The sequence below is a fragment of the Pseudomonas sp. NFPP04 genome (assembly GCF_900113815.1).
Taxonomy (GTDB): Bacteria; Pseudomonadota; Gammaproteobacteria; order Pseudomonadales; family Pseudomonadaceae; genus Aquipseudomonas; species Aquipseudomonas extremorientalis.
In genome coordinates, this window is sequence record NZ_FOQS01000005.1 from 224,458 (window position 1) to 240,475 (window position 16,018).

Annotated in this window: 15 protein-coding genes; 6 read left to right on the forward strand and 9 right to left on the reverse strand. The window is 61.7% G+C overall.

Going from position 1 to position 16,018, the window contains the following annotated elements; translation table 11 throughout:
- Nucleotides 1–6 precede the first annotated feature (6 nt).
- Together BM017_RS13130 and BM017_RS13135 are read left to right on the forward strand one after the other, a co-directional pair.
- The gene (locus BM017_RS13130) at nucleotides 7–1,206 is read left to right on the forward strand and encodes an HlyD/EmrA/EmrK family protein (protein WP_092244891.1); all 1,200 of its coding nucleotides are present in this window, start codon (nucleotides 7–9) and stop codon (nucleotides 1,204–1,206) included.
- Nucleotides 1,206–2,735 (forward strand): DHA2 family efflux MFS transporter permease subunit, encoded by a 1,530-nt coding sequence (locus BM017_RS13135; RefSeq protein WP_058423856.1) that lies wholly within the window; start codon nucleotides 1,206–1,208, stop codon nucleotides 2,733–2,735. The genes BM017_RS13130 and BM017_RS13135 overlap by 1 nt, the downstream gene beginning before the upstream one ends.
- A 171-nt stretch (nucleotides 2,736–2,906) precedes the next feature.
- Here BM017_RS13135 and lpxH read toward each other — a convergent pair whose 3' ends face one another.
- Together lpxH and BM017_RS13145 are read right to left on the reverse strand one after the other, a co-directional pair.
- Nucleotides 2,907–3,656, reverse strand: coding sequence for a UDP-2,3-diacylglucosamine diphosphatase (gene lpxH, locus BM017_RS13140; RefSeq protein WP_092244894.1), 750 nt, complete (start codon nucleotides 3,654–3,656; stop codon nucleotides 2,907–2,909).
- Nucleotides 3,653–4,156 (reverse strand): peptidylprolyl isomerase, encoded by a 504-nt coding sequence (locus BM017_RS13145; protein ID WP_010209496.1) that lies wholly within the window; start codon nucleotides 4,154–4,156, stop codon nucleotides 3,653–3,655. The genes lpxH and BM017_RS13145 overlap by 4 nt, the downstream gene beginning before the upstream one ends.
- 239 nt (nucleotides 4,157–4,395) lie before the next feature.
- Between BM017_RS13145 and BM017_RS13150 the strand changes: the two genes are divergently transcribed.
- Together BM017_RS13150 and cysS are read left to right on the forward strand one after the other, a co-directional pair.
- Nucleotides 4,396–6,096 (forward strand): glutamine--tRNA ligase/YqeY domain fusion protein, encoded by a 1,701-nt coding sequence (locus BM017_RS13150; protein ID WP_092244897.1) that lies wholly within the window; start codon nucleotides 4,396–4,398, stop codon nucleotides 6,094–6,096.
- A gap of 21 nt (nucleotides 6,097–6,117) precedes the next feature.
- Nucleotides 6,118–7,506, forward strand: coding sequence for a cysteine--tRNA ligase (cysS, locus tag BM017_RS13155; RefSeq protein WP_092244900.1), 1,389 nt, complete (start codon nucleotides 6,118–6,120; stop codon nucleotides 7,504–7,506).
- A gap of 351 nt (nucleotides 7,507–7,857) precedes the next feature.
- Here the strand turns inward: cysS and BM017_RS13160 are convergent, their stop codons facing one another.
- On the reverse strand, nucleotides 7,858–8,406 hold the full coding sequence (locus tag BM017_RS13160) for a dihydrofolate reductase family protein (protein WP_092244903.1): 549 nt from the start codon (nucleotides 8,404–8,406) through the stop codon (nucleotides 7,858–7,860).
- Nucleotides 8,407–8,518: 112 nt separating this feature from the next.
- Between BM017_RS13160 and lepB the strand changes: the two genes are divergently transcribed.
- A complete protein-coding gene (lepB, locus tag BM017_RS13165) occupies nucleotides 8,519–9,187 on the forward strand; it encodes a signal peptidase I (RefSeq protein WP_092244906.1) in 669 nt (222 codons plus the stop codon).
- Between the two features lie 50 nt (nucleotides 9,188–9,237).
- On the forward strand, nucleotides 9,238–9,696 hold the full coding sequence (locus BM017_RS13170; protein ID WP_092244909.1) for an HIT family protein: 459 nt from the start codon (nucleotides 9,238–9,240) through the stop codon (nucleotides 9,694–9,696).
- A gap of 126 nt (nucleotides 9,697–9,822) precedes the next feature.
- Here BM017_RS13170 and BM017_RS13175 read toward each other — a convergent pair whose 3' ends face one another.
- Genes BM017_RS13175 through BM017_RS13200 form a run of 6 tightly spaced genes read right to left on the reverse strand, consistent with a single transcriptional unit; the run spans nucleotide 9,823 to nucleotide 15,862 of the window.
- Nucleotides 9,823–10,161, reverse strand: coding sequence for a Na+/H+ antiporter subunit G (locus BM017_RS13175; RefSeq protein ID WP_028616866.1), 339 nt, complete (start codon nucleotides 10,159–10,161; stop codon nucleotides 9,823–9,825).
- Nucleotides 10,158–10,436, reverse strand: coding sequence for a K+/H+ antiporter subunit F (locus tag BM017_RS13180; protein ID WP_005789171.1), 279 nt, complete (start codon nucleotides 10,434–10,436; stop codon nucleotides 10,158–10,160). The genes BM017_RS13175 and BM017_RS13180 overlap by 4 nt, the downstream gene beginning before the upstream one ends.
- Complete coding sequence (locus tag BM017_RS13185; protein WP_071493444.1) at nucleotides 10,433–10,921, reverse strand: Na+/H+ antiporter subunit E; 489 nt, start codon at nucleotides 10,919–10,921, stop codon at nucleotides 10,433–10,435. Before BM017_RS13185 ends, BM017_RS13180 begins: the two co-directional genes overlap by 4 nt.
- Entirely contained in the window at nucleotides 10,918–12,600 is a 1,683-nt protein-coding gene (locus tag BM017_RS13190; RefSeq protein WP_092244912.1) for a monovalent cation/H+ antiporter subunit D, read from the reverse strand. Before BM017_RS13190 ends, BM017_RS13185 begins: the two co-directional genes overlap by 4 nt.
- Nucleotides 12,597–12,941: a Na+/H+ antiporter subunit C gene (locus tag BM017_RS13195; protein WP_003192163.1), complete on the reverse strand. Its 345-nt coding sequence runs from the start codon at nucleotides 12,939–12,941 to the stop codon at nucleotides 12,597–12,599. The genes BM017_RS13190 and BM017_RS13195 overlap by 4 nt, the downstream gene beginning before the upstream one ends.
- The gene (locus tag BM017_RS13200; RefSeq protein WP_092244914.1) at nucleotides 12,941–15,862 is read right to left on the reverse strand and encodes a monovalent cation/H+ antiporter subunit A; all 2,922 of its coding nucleotides are present in this window, start codon (nucleotides 15,860–15,862) and stop codon (nucleotides 12,941–12,943) included. Before BM017_RS13200 ends, BM017_RS13195 begins: the two co-directional genes overlap by 1 nt.
- Nucleotides 15,863–16,018: the final 156 nt, after the last annotated feature.

The following is a 16,018-nucleotide window of genomic DNA, read 5'->3' on the forward strand; positions in this document are numbered from 1 at the left end:
TTTGTCATGGCCACTGCCGAAAACACCAATGCAACCGAACAACCCAAAGACAACAACTCCCGCAAACGCAAGGTGATGCTGATCGGCCTGGCGCTGATCGTCATCCTCGCCGTGGTCGGCGTATGGGGCTGGTATGAGCTGTACGGCCGCTTCAGCGAAAGCACCGACGACGCCTACGTGAATGGCAACGTGGTGGAAATCACCCCGCTGGTCACCGGCACCGTGGTCAGCATCGGCGCCGACGATGGCGACCTGGTCCACGAGGGCCAGGTGCTGATCAACTTCGACCCGAACGACGCCGCCGTCGGCCTGCAAAGTGCCCAGGCCAACCTGGCCCGCACCGTGCGCCAGGTGCGCGGCCTGTACAGCAACGTCGACGGCATGAAGGCCCAGGTCAATGCGCAGAAAGCCGACGTGCAGACCGCCCAGGACAACTTCAATCGTCGTAAAACCCTGGCCCAGGGCGGGGCGATTTCCCAGGAGGAGCTGTCCCATGCCCGTGACAGCCTCACTGCGGCCAAAAACGCCCTGACCAACCTTGAGCAACAACTGAAAACCACCAATGCGTTGGTGGACGACACGGTGATCAGTTCTCACCCGGATGTGCAGGCCGCCGCCGCGCAACTGCGCCAGGCCTACCTGGCCAATGCGCGCAGCACCTTGATCGCACCGGTCACCGGCTATGTGGCCAAGCGCACCGTACAACTGGGCCAGCGCGTACAACCGGGCACCGCATTGATGGCGGTGATCCCGCTGAACCAGCTGTGGATCGACGCCAACTTCAAGGAAACCCAACTGCGTGACATGCGCATCGGCCAGCCGGTGGACATCGAATCGGACATCTACGGCAGCGACGTGAAATTCAGCGGCACCATCGACAGCCTCGGCGCCGGTACCGGCAGCGCGTTTGCCCTGCTGCCGGCGCAGAACGCCACGGGTAACTGGATCAAGATCGTGCAACGGGTGCCGGTGCGTATCCACATCAATGCCGAAGAACTGGCCAAGCACCCGCTGCGCGTGGGCTTGAGCACCCTGGTCAAGGTCGACCTGCATGACCAGAGCGGCCCGGTACTGGCGCAACAGGCGCCGCAGAAGGCCTCGTTCAGCACCAACGTGTATGACCGCCAACTCGCCGAGGCCGACGCCATGATCACCCAGTTGATCCATGACAACAGCCTCGCCGCGCCCAAGGCTGTGCAACGCTGATGAGCAATAACGCCTCCTTCACGCCACCCAGCCTGTTGATGGCCACCATTGGCCTGTCGCTGGCGACCTTCATGCAGGTGCTCGACACCACCATCGCCAACGTGGCGTTGCCGACCATTTCCGGCAACCTGGGCGTGAGTTCGGAGCAGGGCACCTGGGTCATCACCTCGTTTGCGGTGAGCAACGCGATTGCCTTGCCGCTCACCGGCTGGCTGAGCCGGCGGTTTGGCGAGGTCAAGCTGTTCTTGTGGGCGACGATGCTGTTCGTGCTGGCGTCGTTCCTGTGTGGTATTTCCACGTCGATGCCCGAGCTGATCGCTTTTCGCGTCATACAAGGCCTGGTGGCCGGGCCGTTGTACCCGATGACCCAGACGCTGCTGATCGCCGTCTACCCGCCGGCGAGGCGAGGCATGGCCCTGGCGTTGCTGGCGATGGTCACGGTGGTGGCGCCGATTGCCGGGCCGATCCTCGGCGGCTGGATCACCGACAGCTACAGCTGGCCGTGGATCTTCTTCATCAACGTGCCCATCGGTATCTTTGCGGTGATGGTGGTGCGTTCGCAGTTGAAGAAACGTCCGGTGCAGACCAGTTATCAGCCGATGGACTACGTCGGGTTGCTGAGCTTGATCGTCGGCGTGGGCGCCTTGCAGATCATTCTCGACAAGGGCAATGACCTGGACTGGTTCGAATCCAACTTCATTATCGTGGGCGCGGCGATTTCGGTGATTGCCCTGGCGGTGTTCATCATCTGGGAACTCACCGACAAACACCCGGTGGTCAACCTGAAGCTGTTTGCCTACCGCAACTTCCGCATCGGCACCATCGTGTTGATCCTGGGGTACGCAGGCTTCTTCGGCATCAACCTGATCCTGCCGCAATGGTTGCAGACTCAGATGGGCTACACCGCGACCTGGGCCGGGCTGGCGGTGGCGCCGATCGGTATTTTGCCGGTGCTGATGTCGCCGTTCGTGGGCAAGTACGCGCACAAGTTCGACCTGCGCCTGCTGGCGGGCCTGGCCTTCCTGGCGATTGGCTTGAGCTGCTTCATGCGCGCAGGTTTCACCAATGAGGTGGACTTCCAGCACATCGCTCTGGTGCAGCTGTTCATGGGGATTGGCGTGGCGCTGTTCTTCATGCCGACCTTGAGCATATTGATGTCCGACCTGCCGCCGCACCAGATTGCCGACGGCGCGGGCCTGGCCACGTTCCTGCGCACCCTGGGCGGCAGCTTCGCGGCGTCGCTGACCACCTGGATCTGGATTCGCCGGGCGGACCAGCACCATGCCTACATGAGCGAGAACATGACCACCTACGACTCGGCGACCCGCGATGCCTTGCAGGCGCTCGGTGGGGCAGGGCAGAAGGCCTATACGCAGCTGGACCAGATCCTCACCAGCCAGGCATACATGATGTCCACCGTGGATTACTTCACGTTGCTGGGGTGGATGTTCATGGGGTTGATGCTGTTGGTGTGGCTGGCCAAGCCGCCGTTTGGCGCCAAGGCAGGGCCGGAAGCCTCAGGCCACTGATCAGTAAAGGTTGAAATACAATTCAATGTGGGAGGGGGCTTGCCCCCGATAGCAGTGGTTCAGCCAACAAATATGTTGAGTGTGCCGCCGCCATCGGGGGCAAGTCGAATCGTCGCACCGCCCCTCCCACATTTGGATCTTTGTTCACATTGGATTTGTGGTGTCTGAGGTTCAGGCCCCAGGCAACGCCAATTGCGGATTGACGAAGTCAAACGCCGCCAACTGAAACCCTTGCTCATCCACCTGCAGCGCCCACCCCTGCTTGTCCCAATCCCCCAGCACAATGCGCTTGGCGGCCTGGTCGCCAATCTGCAACTTGTGAATGGCGGGGCGGTGGGTATGGCCGTGGACCAGGGTGCGCACGCCGAACTGCTGCATCACCCGTGGGACTTCCTCGGGCGTTACATCGACAATGTCGTTGGCCTTCATGCGCGTCTGCGCCCGGCTTTCACTGCGCAGCTTGCGCGCCAGCTTGTGCCGCGTGCCCAGGGGCAGGTGGCGCAGGATAAACAGCACGATCGGGTTACGCAGGATGCGCCGCAGCTTCATATAGCCGACGTCGCGGGTGCAGAGGCTGTCGCCGTGCATCAACAGCACGGGCTCGCCATGGAGCTGCACGACACTCGGGTCCTTGAGCAAGGTGGCGCCTGCGGCTTTGCAGAACGCCTTGCCGATCAGGAAATCGCGATTGCCGTGCATGATGAAAATCGGAGTGCCGCTGTCGCTCAGTTCGCGCAGGGCTGCGCAAATGGAGCGCTGAAACGGTGTCATCCCATCGTCGCCAATCCAGGCTTCGAAGAAGTCCCCCAGAATGTACAACGCCTGGGCGCCACGGGCGCGGCCGTGGAGCAGATCCAGAAACGCCCGGGTGATGTCCGGGCGCGTATCGATCAGATGCAAATCTGAAATCAGCAATATCACCCAACGATCTCGGCTTTCTCGACGATCACGTCTTCTACCGGAACGTCCTGGTGACCGGCTTTACCGGTGGTCTGCACGCCTTTGATCTTGTCGACGACGTCCTGGCCTTCGGTGACTTTACCGAATACCGCGTAGCCCCAGCCCTGCACGTTCTTGCCGCTGTGGTTCAGGAAGGCGTTGTCGGCCACGTTGATGAAGAACTGCGCGGAGGCCGAATGCGGCTCCATGGTACGGGCCATGGCGACGGTGTACTTGTCGTTGGAAAGGCCGTTGTCCGCTTCGTTCTGGATGCTTGGGCGCTTGTCTTTCTTTTCTTTCATGCCAGGCTCGAAACCGCCGCCCTGGATCATGAAGTTGCCGATGACGCGGTGGAAAACGGTGTTTTCGTAGTGGCCGGCGTTCACGTACTCGATGAAGTTGGCGACGGTGATCGGCGCTTTCTCGGCGTTGAGCTCGATGACGATGTCACCGTGGTTGGTGGTCAGTTTGACTTGAGTCATGTTGGCTACTCTTTTCAGGGAATTCGTGGGTTTGGGTGCCCGGGGCACCACGACCGGTATGGCGAAACTGCGGCCAAGGCGCGCAGTTTAGCGTGACCTGCAGGAATTTCGAGGTGGTTTTTTACCACTGGTGCGTTAAATGCACCGCAACCCTGTCAGCGGCTTGACAGCATCAGCTATGATAAGCCCTTTGTTTTGTCGGCCTAGCCCGGCCACGTACTTGTCTGTTCAAGGATCCTATGAGCAAGCCCACTGTCGACCCTACCTCGAATTCCAAGGCCGGACCTGCCGTCCCGGTCAATTTCCTGCGCCCGATCATCCAGGCGGACCTGGATTCGGGCAAGCACACGCAGATCGTCACCCGCTTCCCGCCAGAGCCCAACGGCTACCTGCACATCGGTCACGCCAAGTCGATCTGTGTGAACTTCGGCCTGGCCCAGGAATTCGGCGGCGTCACGCACCTGCGTTTCGACGACACCAACCCGGCCAAGGAAGACCAGGAATACATCGACGCCATTGAAAGCGACGTGAAGTGGCTGGGTTTCGAATGGTCCGGTGAAGTGCGCTATGCCTCGCAGTACTTCGACCAACTGCACGATTGGGCCGTCGAGCTGATCAAGGCCGGCAAGGCCTACGTCGACGACCTGACCCCGGAGCAGGCCAAGGAATACCGTGGCACCCTGACCGAGCCGGGCAAGAACAGCCCGTTCCGCGACCGTTCGGTAGAGGAGAACCTCGACTGGTTCGCCCGCATGCGCGCCGGTGAGTTCCCGGACGGCGCCCGCGTATTGCGCGCCAAGATCGACATGGCCTCGCCGAACATGAACCTGCGCGACCCGATCATGTACCGCATCCGCCACGCCCATCACCACCAGACGGGCGACAAGTGGTGCATCTACCCGAACTACGACTTCACCCACGGCCAGTCGGACGCCATCGAAGGCATCACCCACTCCATCTGCACCCTGGAGTTCGAAAGCCATCGTCCGCTGTACGAATGGTTCCTCGACAGCCTGCCGGTACCGGCGCACCCGCGTCAGTACGAGTTCAGCCGCCTGAACCTGAACTACACCATCACCAGCAAGCGCAAGCTCAAGCAACTGGTCGATGAAAAGCACGTACACGGCTGGGACGACCCACGCATGTCGACGCTGTCGGGCTTCCGCCGTCGCGGGTACACGCCGGCGTCGATCCGCAACTTCTGCGAGATGGTCGGCACCAACCGTTCCGACGGCGTGGTCGACTACGGCATGCTCGAATTCAGCATCCGCCAGGACCTCGACGCCAACGCCCCACGTGCCATGTGCGTGCTGCGCCCGTTGAAGGTCGTGATCACCAACTACCCGGAAGACAAGGTCGACCACCTTGAACTGCCGCGTCATCCGCAAAAAGAAGAACTCGGCGTGCGCAAGCTGCCGTTTGCCCGTGAAATCTACATCGACCGCGATGACTTCATGGAAGAGCCGCCAAAAGGCTACAAGCGCCTGGAGCCAAACGGCGAAGTGCGCCTGCGCGGCAGCTACGTGATCCGTGCCGACGAAGCAATCAAGGACGCCGATGGCAACATCGTCGAACTGCGTTGCTCGTATGACCCGGACACCCTGGGCAAGAACCCCGAAGGCCGCAAGGTCAAGGGCGTGATCCACTGGGTGCCGGCGGCGGCCAGCATCGAGTGCGAAGTGCGCCTGTACGATCGCCTGTTCCGCTCGCCAAACCCTGAAAAGGCTGAAGACAGCGCCAGTTTCCTCGACAACATCAACCCTGACTCCCTGCAAGTACTTACGGGTTGTCGTGCCGAACCCTCGTTGGGCGAAGCACAGCCGGAAGACCGTTTCCAGTTCGAGCGCGAAGGTTACTTCTGCGCGGATATCAAGGACTCGAAACCAGGTCGCCCGGTATTCAACCGCACCGTGACCTTGCGTGATTCGTGGGGTCAGTGATTCTGTCTTAAGGGAATTGTCGTGTTAACGATCTACAACACACTCAGCAAGACCAAAGAAGTCTTCAAGCCGCTGGACGGCAACAAGGTGCGCATGTACGTGTGCGGCATGACCGTGTACGACTACTGCCACATCGGCCACGGCCGCAGCATGGTGGCCTTCGACCTGGTGACCCGCTGGTTGCGTTTCAGCGGCTATGACCTGACCTATGTGCGCAACATCACCGACATCGACGACAAGATCATCAACCGCGCCAACGAAAACGGCGAGTCGTTCGACGCGCTGACCGAGCGCATGATCGCCGCGATGCACGAGGACGAGGCGCGCCTCAACATCCTCAAGCCGGACATGGAACCGCGTGCCACCGACCACATCCCGGGCATGCACGCGATGATCCAGACCCTGATCGACAAGGGTTACGCCTACGCGCCGGGCAATGGCGACGTGTACTACCGCGTCGCCAAGTTCATGGGCTACGGCAAGCTGTCGCGCAAGAGAATCGAAGACCTGCGCATCGGCGCACGTATCGAAGTCGACGAAGCCAAGCAGGACCCGCTGGACTTCGTGCTGTGGAAAGGCACCAAGCCCGGCGAGCCGAGCTGGGAGTCGCCATGGGGCGCCGGGCGTCCGGGCTGGCACATCGAATGCTCGGTGATGTCCACCTGCTGCCTGGGCGAGACCTTCGACATTCACGGTGGCGGCAGCGACCTCGAGTTCCCGCACCATGAAAACGAAATCGCCCAGAGCGAAGCCGCCACCGGCAAGACCTACGCGAACGCCTGGATGCACTGCGGCATGATCCGCATCAATGGCGAGAAGATGTCCAAATCCTTGAACAACTTCTTCACCATCCGCGACGTGCTGGAAAAGTACCACCCGGAAGTGGTGCGTTACCTGCTGGTATCCAGCCACTACCGCAGCGCCATCAACTACTCGGAAGACAACCTCAAGGACGCCAAAGGCGCCCTGGAGCGGTTCTACCACGCGTTGAAAGGTCTGCCGGCCGTAGCGCCGGCCGGCGGCGAAGCCTTCGTGGCCCGCTTCACCGAAGTGATGAACGACGACTTCGGCACCCCGGAAGCCTGCGCCGTGCTGTTCGAAATGGTGCGCGAGATCAACCGTTTGCGTGAGAGCGATCTTGATGCGGCGGCGGGTCTGGCGGCGCGCTTGAAAGAACTGGCCAGTGTGCTTGGGGTTCTGCAAATGAAGCCTGAGGATTTCCTGCAAGCCGGTGCCGAAGGGCGTGTGGATGCGGCGCAAGTGGATGCGCTGATACAGGCGCGTTTGACTGCACGTGCCAACAAGGACTGGGCGGAATCCGACCGACTCCGCGACCAACTCACCGCCATGGGCGTGGTGTTGGAAGACGGGAAGGGTGGGACGACGTGGCGGTTGGCGGATCAGGCTTGATCGGTAAACGCTGAATGAAAAACGCCCCGACTGGTTCGGGGCGTTTTTTTGCACATCGGTTTAACGGCTTACTCGATCGACTGTGGTAGCTGGCAGGGCGTGTGATGAGCGCCCTGTGGCGAGCGGGCTTGCCCCGCGTTGGGCTGTGAAGCAGCCCCAGAACCCGCGGCCGAAGAGTGCCTGATTCACCGCATTCCTCCTTCCAGGGTCGCTTCGCAACCCAACGTGGGGCAAGCCCGCTCGCCACAGTTACGTGCGATATTGAAAGTTGTGCTGATACCATGTTGCGATAACAGAGTGTCTACCATATATCGATTCGCCCACCTCCATTGCACGCTGGCTTTGCAATTGCTACGACAGCGATACTTGATAGCGGCTCTGCACAAATCCATTGTCCGATACATACGTGCCGAGATGACGAAGTTCTTGCTCGCTGCCCATCTGGCTGAACAAACAAACCCCTTTGCCCAGCAACACTGGTATGCGTGTGATGATCAACTCCTCGATCAGGCCCGCTTCAAGAAACGCCTGGATCGTCTGGCCACCGTCGATATAAAGGTGCTTCATACCGCGCTCGGCTAACGTTGCCACCAGTGTGGTCACGTCTCCCGCCATGACCTCGATCTTGCCCTCCAGATGTGTCGGAATCTGCAACTGCTGGCGAGACAGCGCAATCACCGGGATACCCTCATAGGGCCACTCCGCAAAGGACAACACCTTCTCCAGGGTCTTGCGTCCCATCACCAGCGCATCCACCGTGGCGACAAAGCCTTCATAAGTCACACCGTTCAACTCGGCGGTTTCATACTCCGGCCGGTGCAACCAGTCGATATCACCGTCCGGGCGGGCGATGAAACCGTCGACGCTGGCGGCGATAAACACTGAGCATTTGATATCCATGGCGAAAACTCCTTTTTGTGCGCTTGGACGCTAATGTTGATTTAATCCTCGCGTGTAACAACCGGGCGTCTGGGAAACAACCCTGATGCCCCTGTCTGCCGTGCGAGGATGTATGCGAAGTTGGTTGATCCGTTACCGTTACGCAATCATTTTCTGGTTGTGCTTCGGCGTTTTCCGTACCTCCCTGGCGGACTGGAATCCCATTCCCTCCGGCTCCATGCGCCCGACCTTGCTGGAGGGCGATGTAGTGTTGGTGAACCGGGTGGCCTACGACCTCAAGCTGCCGCTCACGGGCATTTCCCTGGCCCAGCTCGATAACCCCCGGCGCGGTGATGTGGTGACGTTCTCGTCGCCCAAGGACGGCATGCGTCTGATCAAGCGCATCGTCGGCATTCCCGGTGACACCCTGGAAATGAAAGATGAGGTGTTGTGGGTCAACGGCGTGCCTGCCACCTACAGTGACGCGCAGGACATCAGCGAACCCATCCTGCCCGGCCATACGGTGCCAGGAATCAAGCTGACCGAACGGGCGGCCAACCGTCAGCGCACGGTGCAGTTCATGCCGACGGTGCGGGCACTGCGCAATTTCGGGCCGGTGGTGGTGCCGGCCGACAGTTACTTCATGCTGGGGGACAATCGCGATAACAGCGATGACTCCCGGTACATTGGTTTTGTGCCGCGTCGGCTGTTGATCGGGCGGGCACATCATGTGCTGGCATCGGCGCAGAGCCTGGATCACTGGATGCCACGGTTTCGCAGGTTTGGCTCGCCTATCTTGTAATGGAAGTTGTGCTATTTGAAGGGCACCAAGAACCACTGATGGAGACTCGAATGACGTGTATTTTCTGCAGCATCGTCCAAAAGACTTCCCCGGCGCACATCCTGTGGGAAGACGACCAGCACATGGCCTTCCTGTCGATCTTCCCCAACACCCCGGGTTTCAGCGTGGTAATCCCCAAGCAGCACTACGGCAGCTATGCGTTTGCGCAGTCGGATGAGGTGTTGGCCGGGCTTGCCGTTGCAGCGAAGAAAACCGCGCTTCAGATCGACCGTGCGTTTCCCGATGTGGCGCGCACCGGGATGATCTTGGAAGGGTATGGCGTGGATCACCTACATGCGAAGCTGTTTCCCATGCATGGAACCGGCGGCGACAGTACCTTCAAGCCGCTGAGTTCGAAGGTGGACAAGTTTTTTGAGGCGTATGAAGGCTATATCTCGTCCCATGACCATGTGCGGGCGGATGATGGCGAGTTGGCGGAACTGGCGACCAGAATCCGATCTTTCGCCTGACACAGTTCAAAATGTGGGAGGGGGCTTGCCCCCGATGGCAGTGTGTCAGCCAGTATATCTGTAGCTGACCCACCGCTATCGGGGGCAAGCCCCCTCCCACATTTGGACCTTTGTGTTTCTGAGGACTCAGCGGCGGCTGCTGACTTCGGCGGGTACATCATCCCCAGCCATGCGCTTGCGGAACAACGCCGTGCGCGCCAACAGCAACGTGGTCACCGGCACGGTGATCGACAGCAGAATCGGAATCAACCACCCGTGCAACACCGGCCCGGACTTGAGCACCGAAAAATAAATGATCGACGCCAACGCCACACACCACGCTCCCAGCGTCGATGCGAGTGCGGGCGGGTGCATGCGCTGGAAGAAGTCCTTCATGCGCAGCAACCCGATCGCGCCAATCAATGCAAATACACTGCTGAGCACCAGCAGCACGGCCACGACGATTTCCATCCATAACGGCATCATTCAATCACCTCCCCACGCAGCAGGAATTTCGCCAGGGCAAACGAGCCGACGAAGCCGAACAGCGCGATCAGCAGCGCCGCTTCAAAGTAGGTGTCACTGGCATACCGGATACCCAGCACCAGCATCATCAACATCGCCAGGATGTACAGGTAGTCCAGCGCCAGTACCCGGTCCTGGGCTGACGGGCCTTTGAACAGGCGGATAAGCGTCAGCACCATGGCCAGGGAGAACAGGAACAGGCTGAACAGGATCGCATTGGAGAGCAGCGCGCTCATTCGAAGATCTCCATCAGGGGCCGTTCGTAGGTGGTCTTGAAGTGCTCGATGAAGGGCGCCTCATCGTCCAGGTCGAATACGTGCAAGAGCAGGATGCTGCGGTCCAGCGCCAGTTCCGACCAGATGGTGCCGGGCACCACGGTGGTGATCATCGACAGCGCGGCGAGGCCGTTGGGGTCGCGCAGGTCCAGGGGAATCCTGATGAAGCGCGAACGCGGTGGGCGGGAGCCGCAGGTCAGCACGCCCCAGGCCACTTGCAGGTTGGAGACGATCACGTCACGGCCCACCAGGAAAAACAGGCGGATGATCACGCCGGGGCGACGGATGCGGATCGGCAGTGGTCGCAACGGTGCCATCAGCAGCGGCGCAAGAAAGCCCAGCAGTGCACCCAGCAGCAGGTTGCCCGGACTGACCGACAGGTTCAGCACCAGCCACAGCACCCACAGCGCCAGGGACAGCCACGGAGCAGGGAACAATCGCTTCATGGTTGCACCTCCAGGGCGGCGGCCTGGGCTTCGGGGCTCGGCACCGGACGCGTGGCCATCACCGCCATCACATAGTGCTCGGGGTTGTTCAGGCTCACGGCAGTGGCCTGGGTGTAGCGCAGCAGTGGTTCCGCCTTGAAGGTCAGCAGGATGCTCAAGCCCAGCAGGAAGAAAATCGGCACGCATTCATAGCGACGCAGTAGCGGCGAAGGGCGTTCTTCCGGGGTCCAGAAGCGCTGGATGCCCAAGCGTGCGAAGGCAATCAACGAGGCCAGGCCGGAGAGAATCAGCAACGCCACCAAGCCCCAGGCGGCTGGCCGGATCGGTTCGTCAATACTCATACCCAGGCCCAGTGGATTGACCAGCGCACTCAACAGACTGAGCTTGCCGATAAACCCGGAGAGCGGCGGCATGCCGATGATCAGCAGGGCGCAGGCGATAAAGCTCAAGCCGAGGAACGCCATGGTCCAGGGAATCACCTGGCCGACCACGGCTTGCTGCTCGTCATCGAGGTTGACGCCAGGGCGCGGGTGCAGGGATTCCATGGCCTTGGGCAACGCATCGATCTCTTCGTCCAGCGGCAGGTCGTTGGCCGAGCGTGACCGTTCGATCAATTCAGCCAGCAGGAACAGCGCGCTCAAGGCCAGGGTGGAACTGACCAGATAGAACAGCGCGCCCGCCGTCAGGCTTGGTTGGGCGAAACCGACGGCGGACAGCAAGATCCCCGCCGACACCAGGATGCTCAAGCTGGCCATGCGCTCCAGGCGCTGCGCCGCCACCATCGCCAGCGCCGCGCAAATGATGGTCGCCATGCCGCCATACACCAGCCAATCCCCGCCAAACAGCGCCGACGCCCCGGCCTGGCCGGAGAACAGCAGGGTCCACAGGCGCAGCACGGTGTACACGCCGACCTTGGTCATGATCGCAAACATCGCCGCCACCGGCGCACTGGCCGAGGAGTAGGCGGGCGCCAGCCAGAAGTTCAGCGGCCACATGCCGGCCTTGGCCAGGAACGCCGTCGCCAGGATCGCCGCGCCGGCATGCAACAGACCACGATCGGCCTCCGGCACCAGCGGGATTTTCAGCGCCAGGTCAGCGAAGTTCAGCGTGCCGGTGACACCGTAGATCATCGCCGCGCCAATCAGGAACAGCGAAGACGCCAACAGGTTGATCGCAATGTAATGCAACCCCGACGACACCCGCGCACGCCCGGAGCCATGCAGCATCAGGCCATAGGAGGCCGCCAGCAGCACTTCGAAGAACACGAACAGGTTGAACAAGTCCGCCGTGAGGAAGGCGCCGTACAACCCCATCATCTGGATCTGGAACAGTGCGTGGAAGCTGGTGCCCGCACGATCCCAACGGGCCATGGCGAACAGCAGCGCACTCACGCCGATGATCCCGGTGAGTACCAGCATCAGCGCCGAGAGTTGGTCCACCACCAGCACAATGCCGAATGGCACCTGCCAGTTGCCCGGCAGGTAAACCCCAATCGAGCCTGGGCCGCCTTTTTGCGTCCAGTACAGCAGCAGGATGGCGATGCCCAGGCCGATGACGCTGGAGAACAGATTGATTTTCGCCTTGAGCGGGCGGCGCTTTTCGCCAAGCATCAGCATCAGCGCGGCGGTCAGCAATGGCAGCAGGATCGGCGCGACGATCAGTTGATTCACCCAATTCATTCCTTGGGCTCCCGGCCGTCCACATGGTCGGTGCCGGTCAGGCCCCGGGAGGCGAGCAGCACCACCAGGAACAACGCGGTCATGGCGAAGCTGATCACGATGGCCGTGAGCACCAGGGCCTGGGGCAGCGGATCGGTGTAGTTGAGCAGGTCCTGCGGCACGCCGTCCTTGATGATCGGCTCCTTGCCGATAAACAGGCTGCCCATGCTGAAAATGAACAGGTTGACGCCGTACGAAAGCAGGCACAGGCCCATCACCACCTGGAAGGTCCGTGGCCGCAGGATCAACCAGACGCCGGAAGCCGCCAGGACCCCAATGGCAATTGCGATGACTTCTTCCATCAGGCGGCTCCTTCCGTTGCGGCAACCACTTTGGCCTGGTTGCTCGGTTTATGGGCCCGCACGGACTGGTGACCGAGGGCGGTGAGCATCAGCAGCGTCGAGCCGACGACCATGGCGTACACGCCGACGTCGAAGAACAGCGCGCTGGCGATGTGAATGTCGCCAAGCAATGGCAGGCTGAAATGCCAGGTGTGAGTGGTGAGGAACGGGTAGCCGGCAAACAGCGCGCCGAGCCCGGTCAGGGTTGCCGACAGCAGCCCGAAGCCCATCCAGCGCATCGGCCGCAGGCTCATCTGCGCCTCGACCCACTGCGTACCGGCGACCATGTATTGCAGGATGAACGCCACCGACATCACCAGCCCGGCGACAAACCCGCCACCCGGTTGGTTGTGGCCGCGCATGAACAGGTAGAACGACACCACCAGCGCAATCGGCAGCAGCAGGCGCACCAGCACCGCCGGCACCATCATGAAGCCCAGGGCGGTGTCGCTGGCCTGGCGCGGGTTGACCAGGTCGGTGGCCACGTCCGGCGCCAACTGGCGCTGTTGCGGCGGCAACTCCATGCTCTCTTTTGACGGGCGGAAGCGCCGCAGCAGGGCGTACACCGTCAGCGCCACGGCGCCGAGTACGGTGATTTCGCCCAGGGTGTCGAAGCCGCGGAAGTCCACCAGCATCACGTTCACCACATTGCTGCCGCCGCCTTCGGGCAGGGCGCGGCTGAGGTAGAACGAAGAAATGTCGTTGGGCGTCTGGCGCGTCAGCATCGCATAGGACAGCAACGCCATGCCGCCGCCCACCACGGTGGACAACAGGAAGTCACGCAGGCGACGGATGCGCGCCTTGCGCAGCGAGCTGGGCAGTGGCGACACCTCTTCGATCCGCCGTGGCAGCCAGCGCAGGCCGAGCAGGATCAGCACGGTGGTGACCACTTCGACCACCAACTGGGTCAGCGCCAGGTCCGGCGCCGAGAACCACACGAAGGTCACGCAGGTCATCAGGCCGCACACGCTGACCATGGTCAGGGCCGCCAGCCGGTGGTACTTGGCTTGCCAGGCGGCGCCGAGGGCACAGGCAATCGCCAGCAGCCACAGGGTGACGAACACGATGGAGCCCGGGATCTTCGGGCGGTCGCCCCAACTGAGGCCACTGTTGAGCATCGGGATCATGCCGCCGATCACCGCCACCAGCACCAGCAGGAACAATTGGGTCTGCAGGCGCTTGGTGCTGATGCGTTTCTCGATCCTACGCACGCCGCGCATCATCACCACCAGGCTGCGCTCGAAGCCGCGCTTGCCGTTGAAGTAGCTGATTACCGGCGGGTACTTGAAGCGGCCACGCTTGAGTTGCTTGCGCAGCAGCAGGTACAGCACCACGCCGCCGGACATGGCCACCAGGCTCATGATCATTGGTGCGTTCCAGCCGTGCCAGATTGCCAGGCTGTACTCCGGCAGCACGCCACCCACTACCGGCAGCGCGGCGGCGGCGAGGATCGAGCCGACCACCTGGGCCGGGAAGATCCCCACCAGCAGGCAGGTGAACACCAGCAACTCGACCGGTGCGCGCATCCAGCGTGGCGGTTCGTGGGGAGTGTGCGGCAGGTTGGTCGCGGTCGGGCCGAAGAACACGTCGACGGTGAAGCGCAGGGCGTAGGCCACGCTGAAGGTACCGGCGATGGTCGCGATCAACGGCAGGGCGAACTCCACCCAGGCCGTCGAGGTGATGAACACGGTTTCGGCGAAGAACATCTCTTTGGACAGGAAACCATTGAGCAACGGCACGCCGGCCATGGACGCACTGGCCACCATCGCCAGGGTCGCGGTAAACGGGATCAACCGTACCAGCCCGCTGAGCTTGCGGATGTCCCGCGTACCACTTTCATGGTCGATGATGCCTGCGGCCATGAACAGCGAAGCCTTGAACGTGGCGTGGTTGAGGATGTGGAATACGGCTGCGACGGCCGCCAGCGGGCTGTTGAGACCCAGCAGCAAGGTGATCAGCCCGAGGTGGCTGATGGTGGAGTAGGCCAGCAGGCCCTTGAGATCATTCTGGAACATGGCGCAGTAAGCGCCGAGGAGGAGGGTAAGGGCGCCGGCACCGCCGACGATCCAGAACCATTCTTCGCTGCCGGACAGCGACGGCCACAGGCGGGCCAGCAGGAACACGCCGGCCTTCACCATCGTTGCCGAATGCAGGTACGCCGACACCGGCGTAGGGGCCGCCATCGCGTGGGGCAGCCAGAAGTGGAAGGGGAACTGCGCGCTTTTGCTCAAGGCGCCGACCAGCACCAGGGCCAGCATGACCGGGTACAGCGAATGCGCGCGGATCTGCTCGCCCGCCGCCAGTACCTGGTCCAGGTCATAGCTGCCGACGATATGCCCCAGCAACATTACGCCCGCCAGCAGGCACAGGCCGCCGGCGCCGGTGACCATCAGCGCCATGTACGCCCCACGGCGCGCATCGGCGCGGTGGTGCCAGTAGCCGATCAGCAGGAACGAGAACAGGCTGGTCAGTTCCCAGAAGAACACGATCTGGATCAGGTTGCCGGAGATCACCAGCCCGAGCATGGCCCCCATGAAGGCCAGGAAAAACGCGAAGAAGCGCGGCACCGGATCGTCCGGCGACATGTAATAGCGCGCATACAGCGACACCAGCGTGCCGATGCCCAGCACCAGCATCGAGAACAGCCAGGCAAACCCATCCATGCGCAGCACGAAGTTCAGCCCGAGGCTGGGCAACCACATGAATTCTTCGCGGATCACGCCACCGTGGGCGATCTGGGGGTAGAGCAGGGCGACTTGAATAGTGCCGACCAGGGCCACCAGGCCGGCCAGCAGGGATTCGGTGTTACGTGCATTGTGCGGCAGCAAGGCCGCCAGACAGCTGCCAATGAAAGGCAGAAGCAGTAGAACTATCAGGGACATAGGCTTCTAATCTGCGGGAGTTTGGGATGCATCATACGTGCCGCTTTCACGATCACCAAACGGCAAGATGTGGCAGGATCCTACAAGCTAAGCCGAAATCGCCCATTTGGCATTGTTCAGGTAACCCGATTCGGGCAAGCGACACCGCCCCCCCTG

Coding starts and splice junctions, on each gene's coding strand:
- BM017_RS13130 (WP_092244891.1), top strand. CDS start 7: ATGGCCACTGCCGAAAACACCAATGCAACCGAACAACCCAAAGACAAC.
- BM017_RS13135 (WP_058423856.1), top strand. CDS start 1,206: ATGAGCAATAACGCCTCCTTCACGCCACCCAGCCTGTTGATGGCCACC.
- BM017_RS13145 (WP_010209496.1), bottom strand. CDS start 4,156: ATGACTCAAGTCAAACTGACCACCAACCACGGTGACATCGTCATCGAG.
- BM017_RS13150 (WP_092244897.1), top strand. CDS start 4,396: ATGAGCAAGCCCACTGTCGACCCTACCTCGAATTCCAAGGCCGGACCT.
- BM017_RS13160 (WP_092244903.1), bottom strand. CDS start 8,406: ATGGATATCAAATGCTCAGTGTTTATCGCCGCCAGCGTCGACGGTTTC.
- lepB (WP_092244906.1), top strand. CDS start 8,519: ATGCGAAGTTGGTTGATCCGTTACCGTTACGCAATCATTTTCTGGTTG.
- BM017_RS13170 (WP_092244909.1), top strand. CDS start 9,238: ATGACGTGTATTTTCTGCAGCATCGTCCAAAAGACTTCCCCGGCGCAC.
- BM017_RS13175 (WP_028616866.1), bottom strand. CDS start 10,161: ATGATGCCGTTATGGATGGAAATCGTCGTGGCCGTGCTGCTGGTGCTC.
- BM017_RS13180 (WP_005789171.1), bottom strand. CDS start 10,436: ATGAGCGCGCTGCTCTCCAATGCGATCCTGTTCAGCCTGTTCCTGTTC.
- BM017_RS13185 (WP_071493444.1), bottom strand. CDS start 10,921: ATGAAGCGATTGTTCCCTGCTCCGTGGCTGTCCCTGGCGCTGTGGGTG.
- BM017_RS13190 (WP_092244912.1), bottom strand. CDS start 12,600: ATGAATTGGGTGAATCAACTGATCGTCGCGCCGATCCTGCTGCCATTG.
- BM017_RS13195 (WP_003192163.1), bottom strand. CDS start 12,941: ATGGAAGAAGTCATCGCAATTGCCATTGGGGTCCTGGCGGCTTCCGGC.
- BM017_RS13200 (WP_092244914.1), bottom strand. CDS start 15,862: ATGTCCCTGATAGTTCTACTGCTTCTGCCTTTCATTGGCAGCTGTCTG.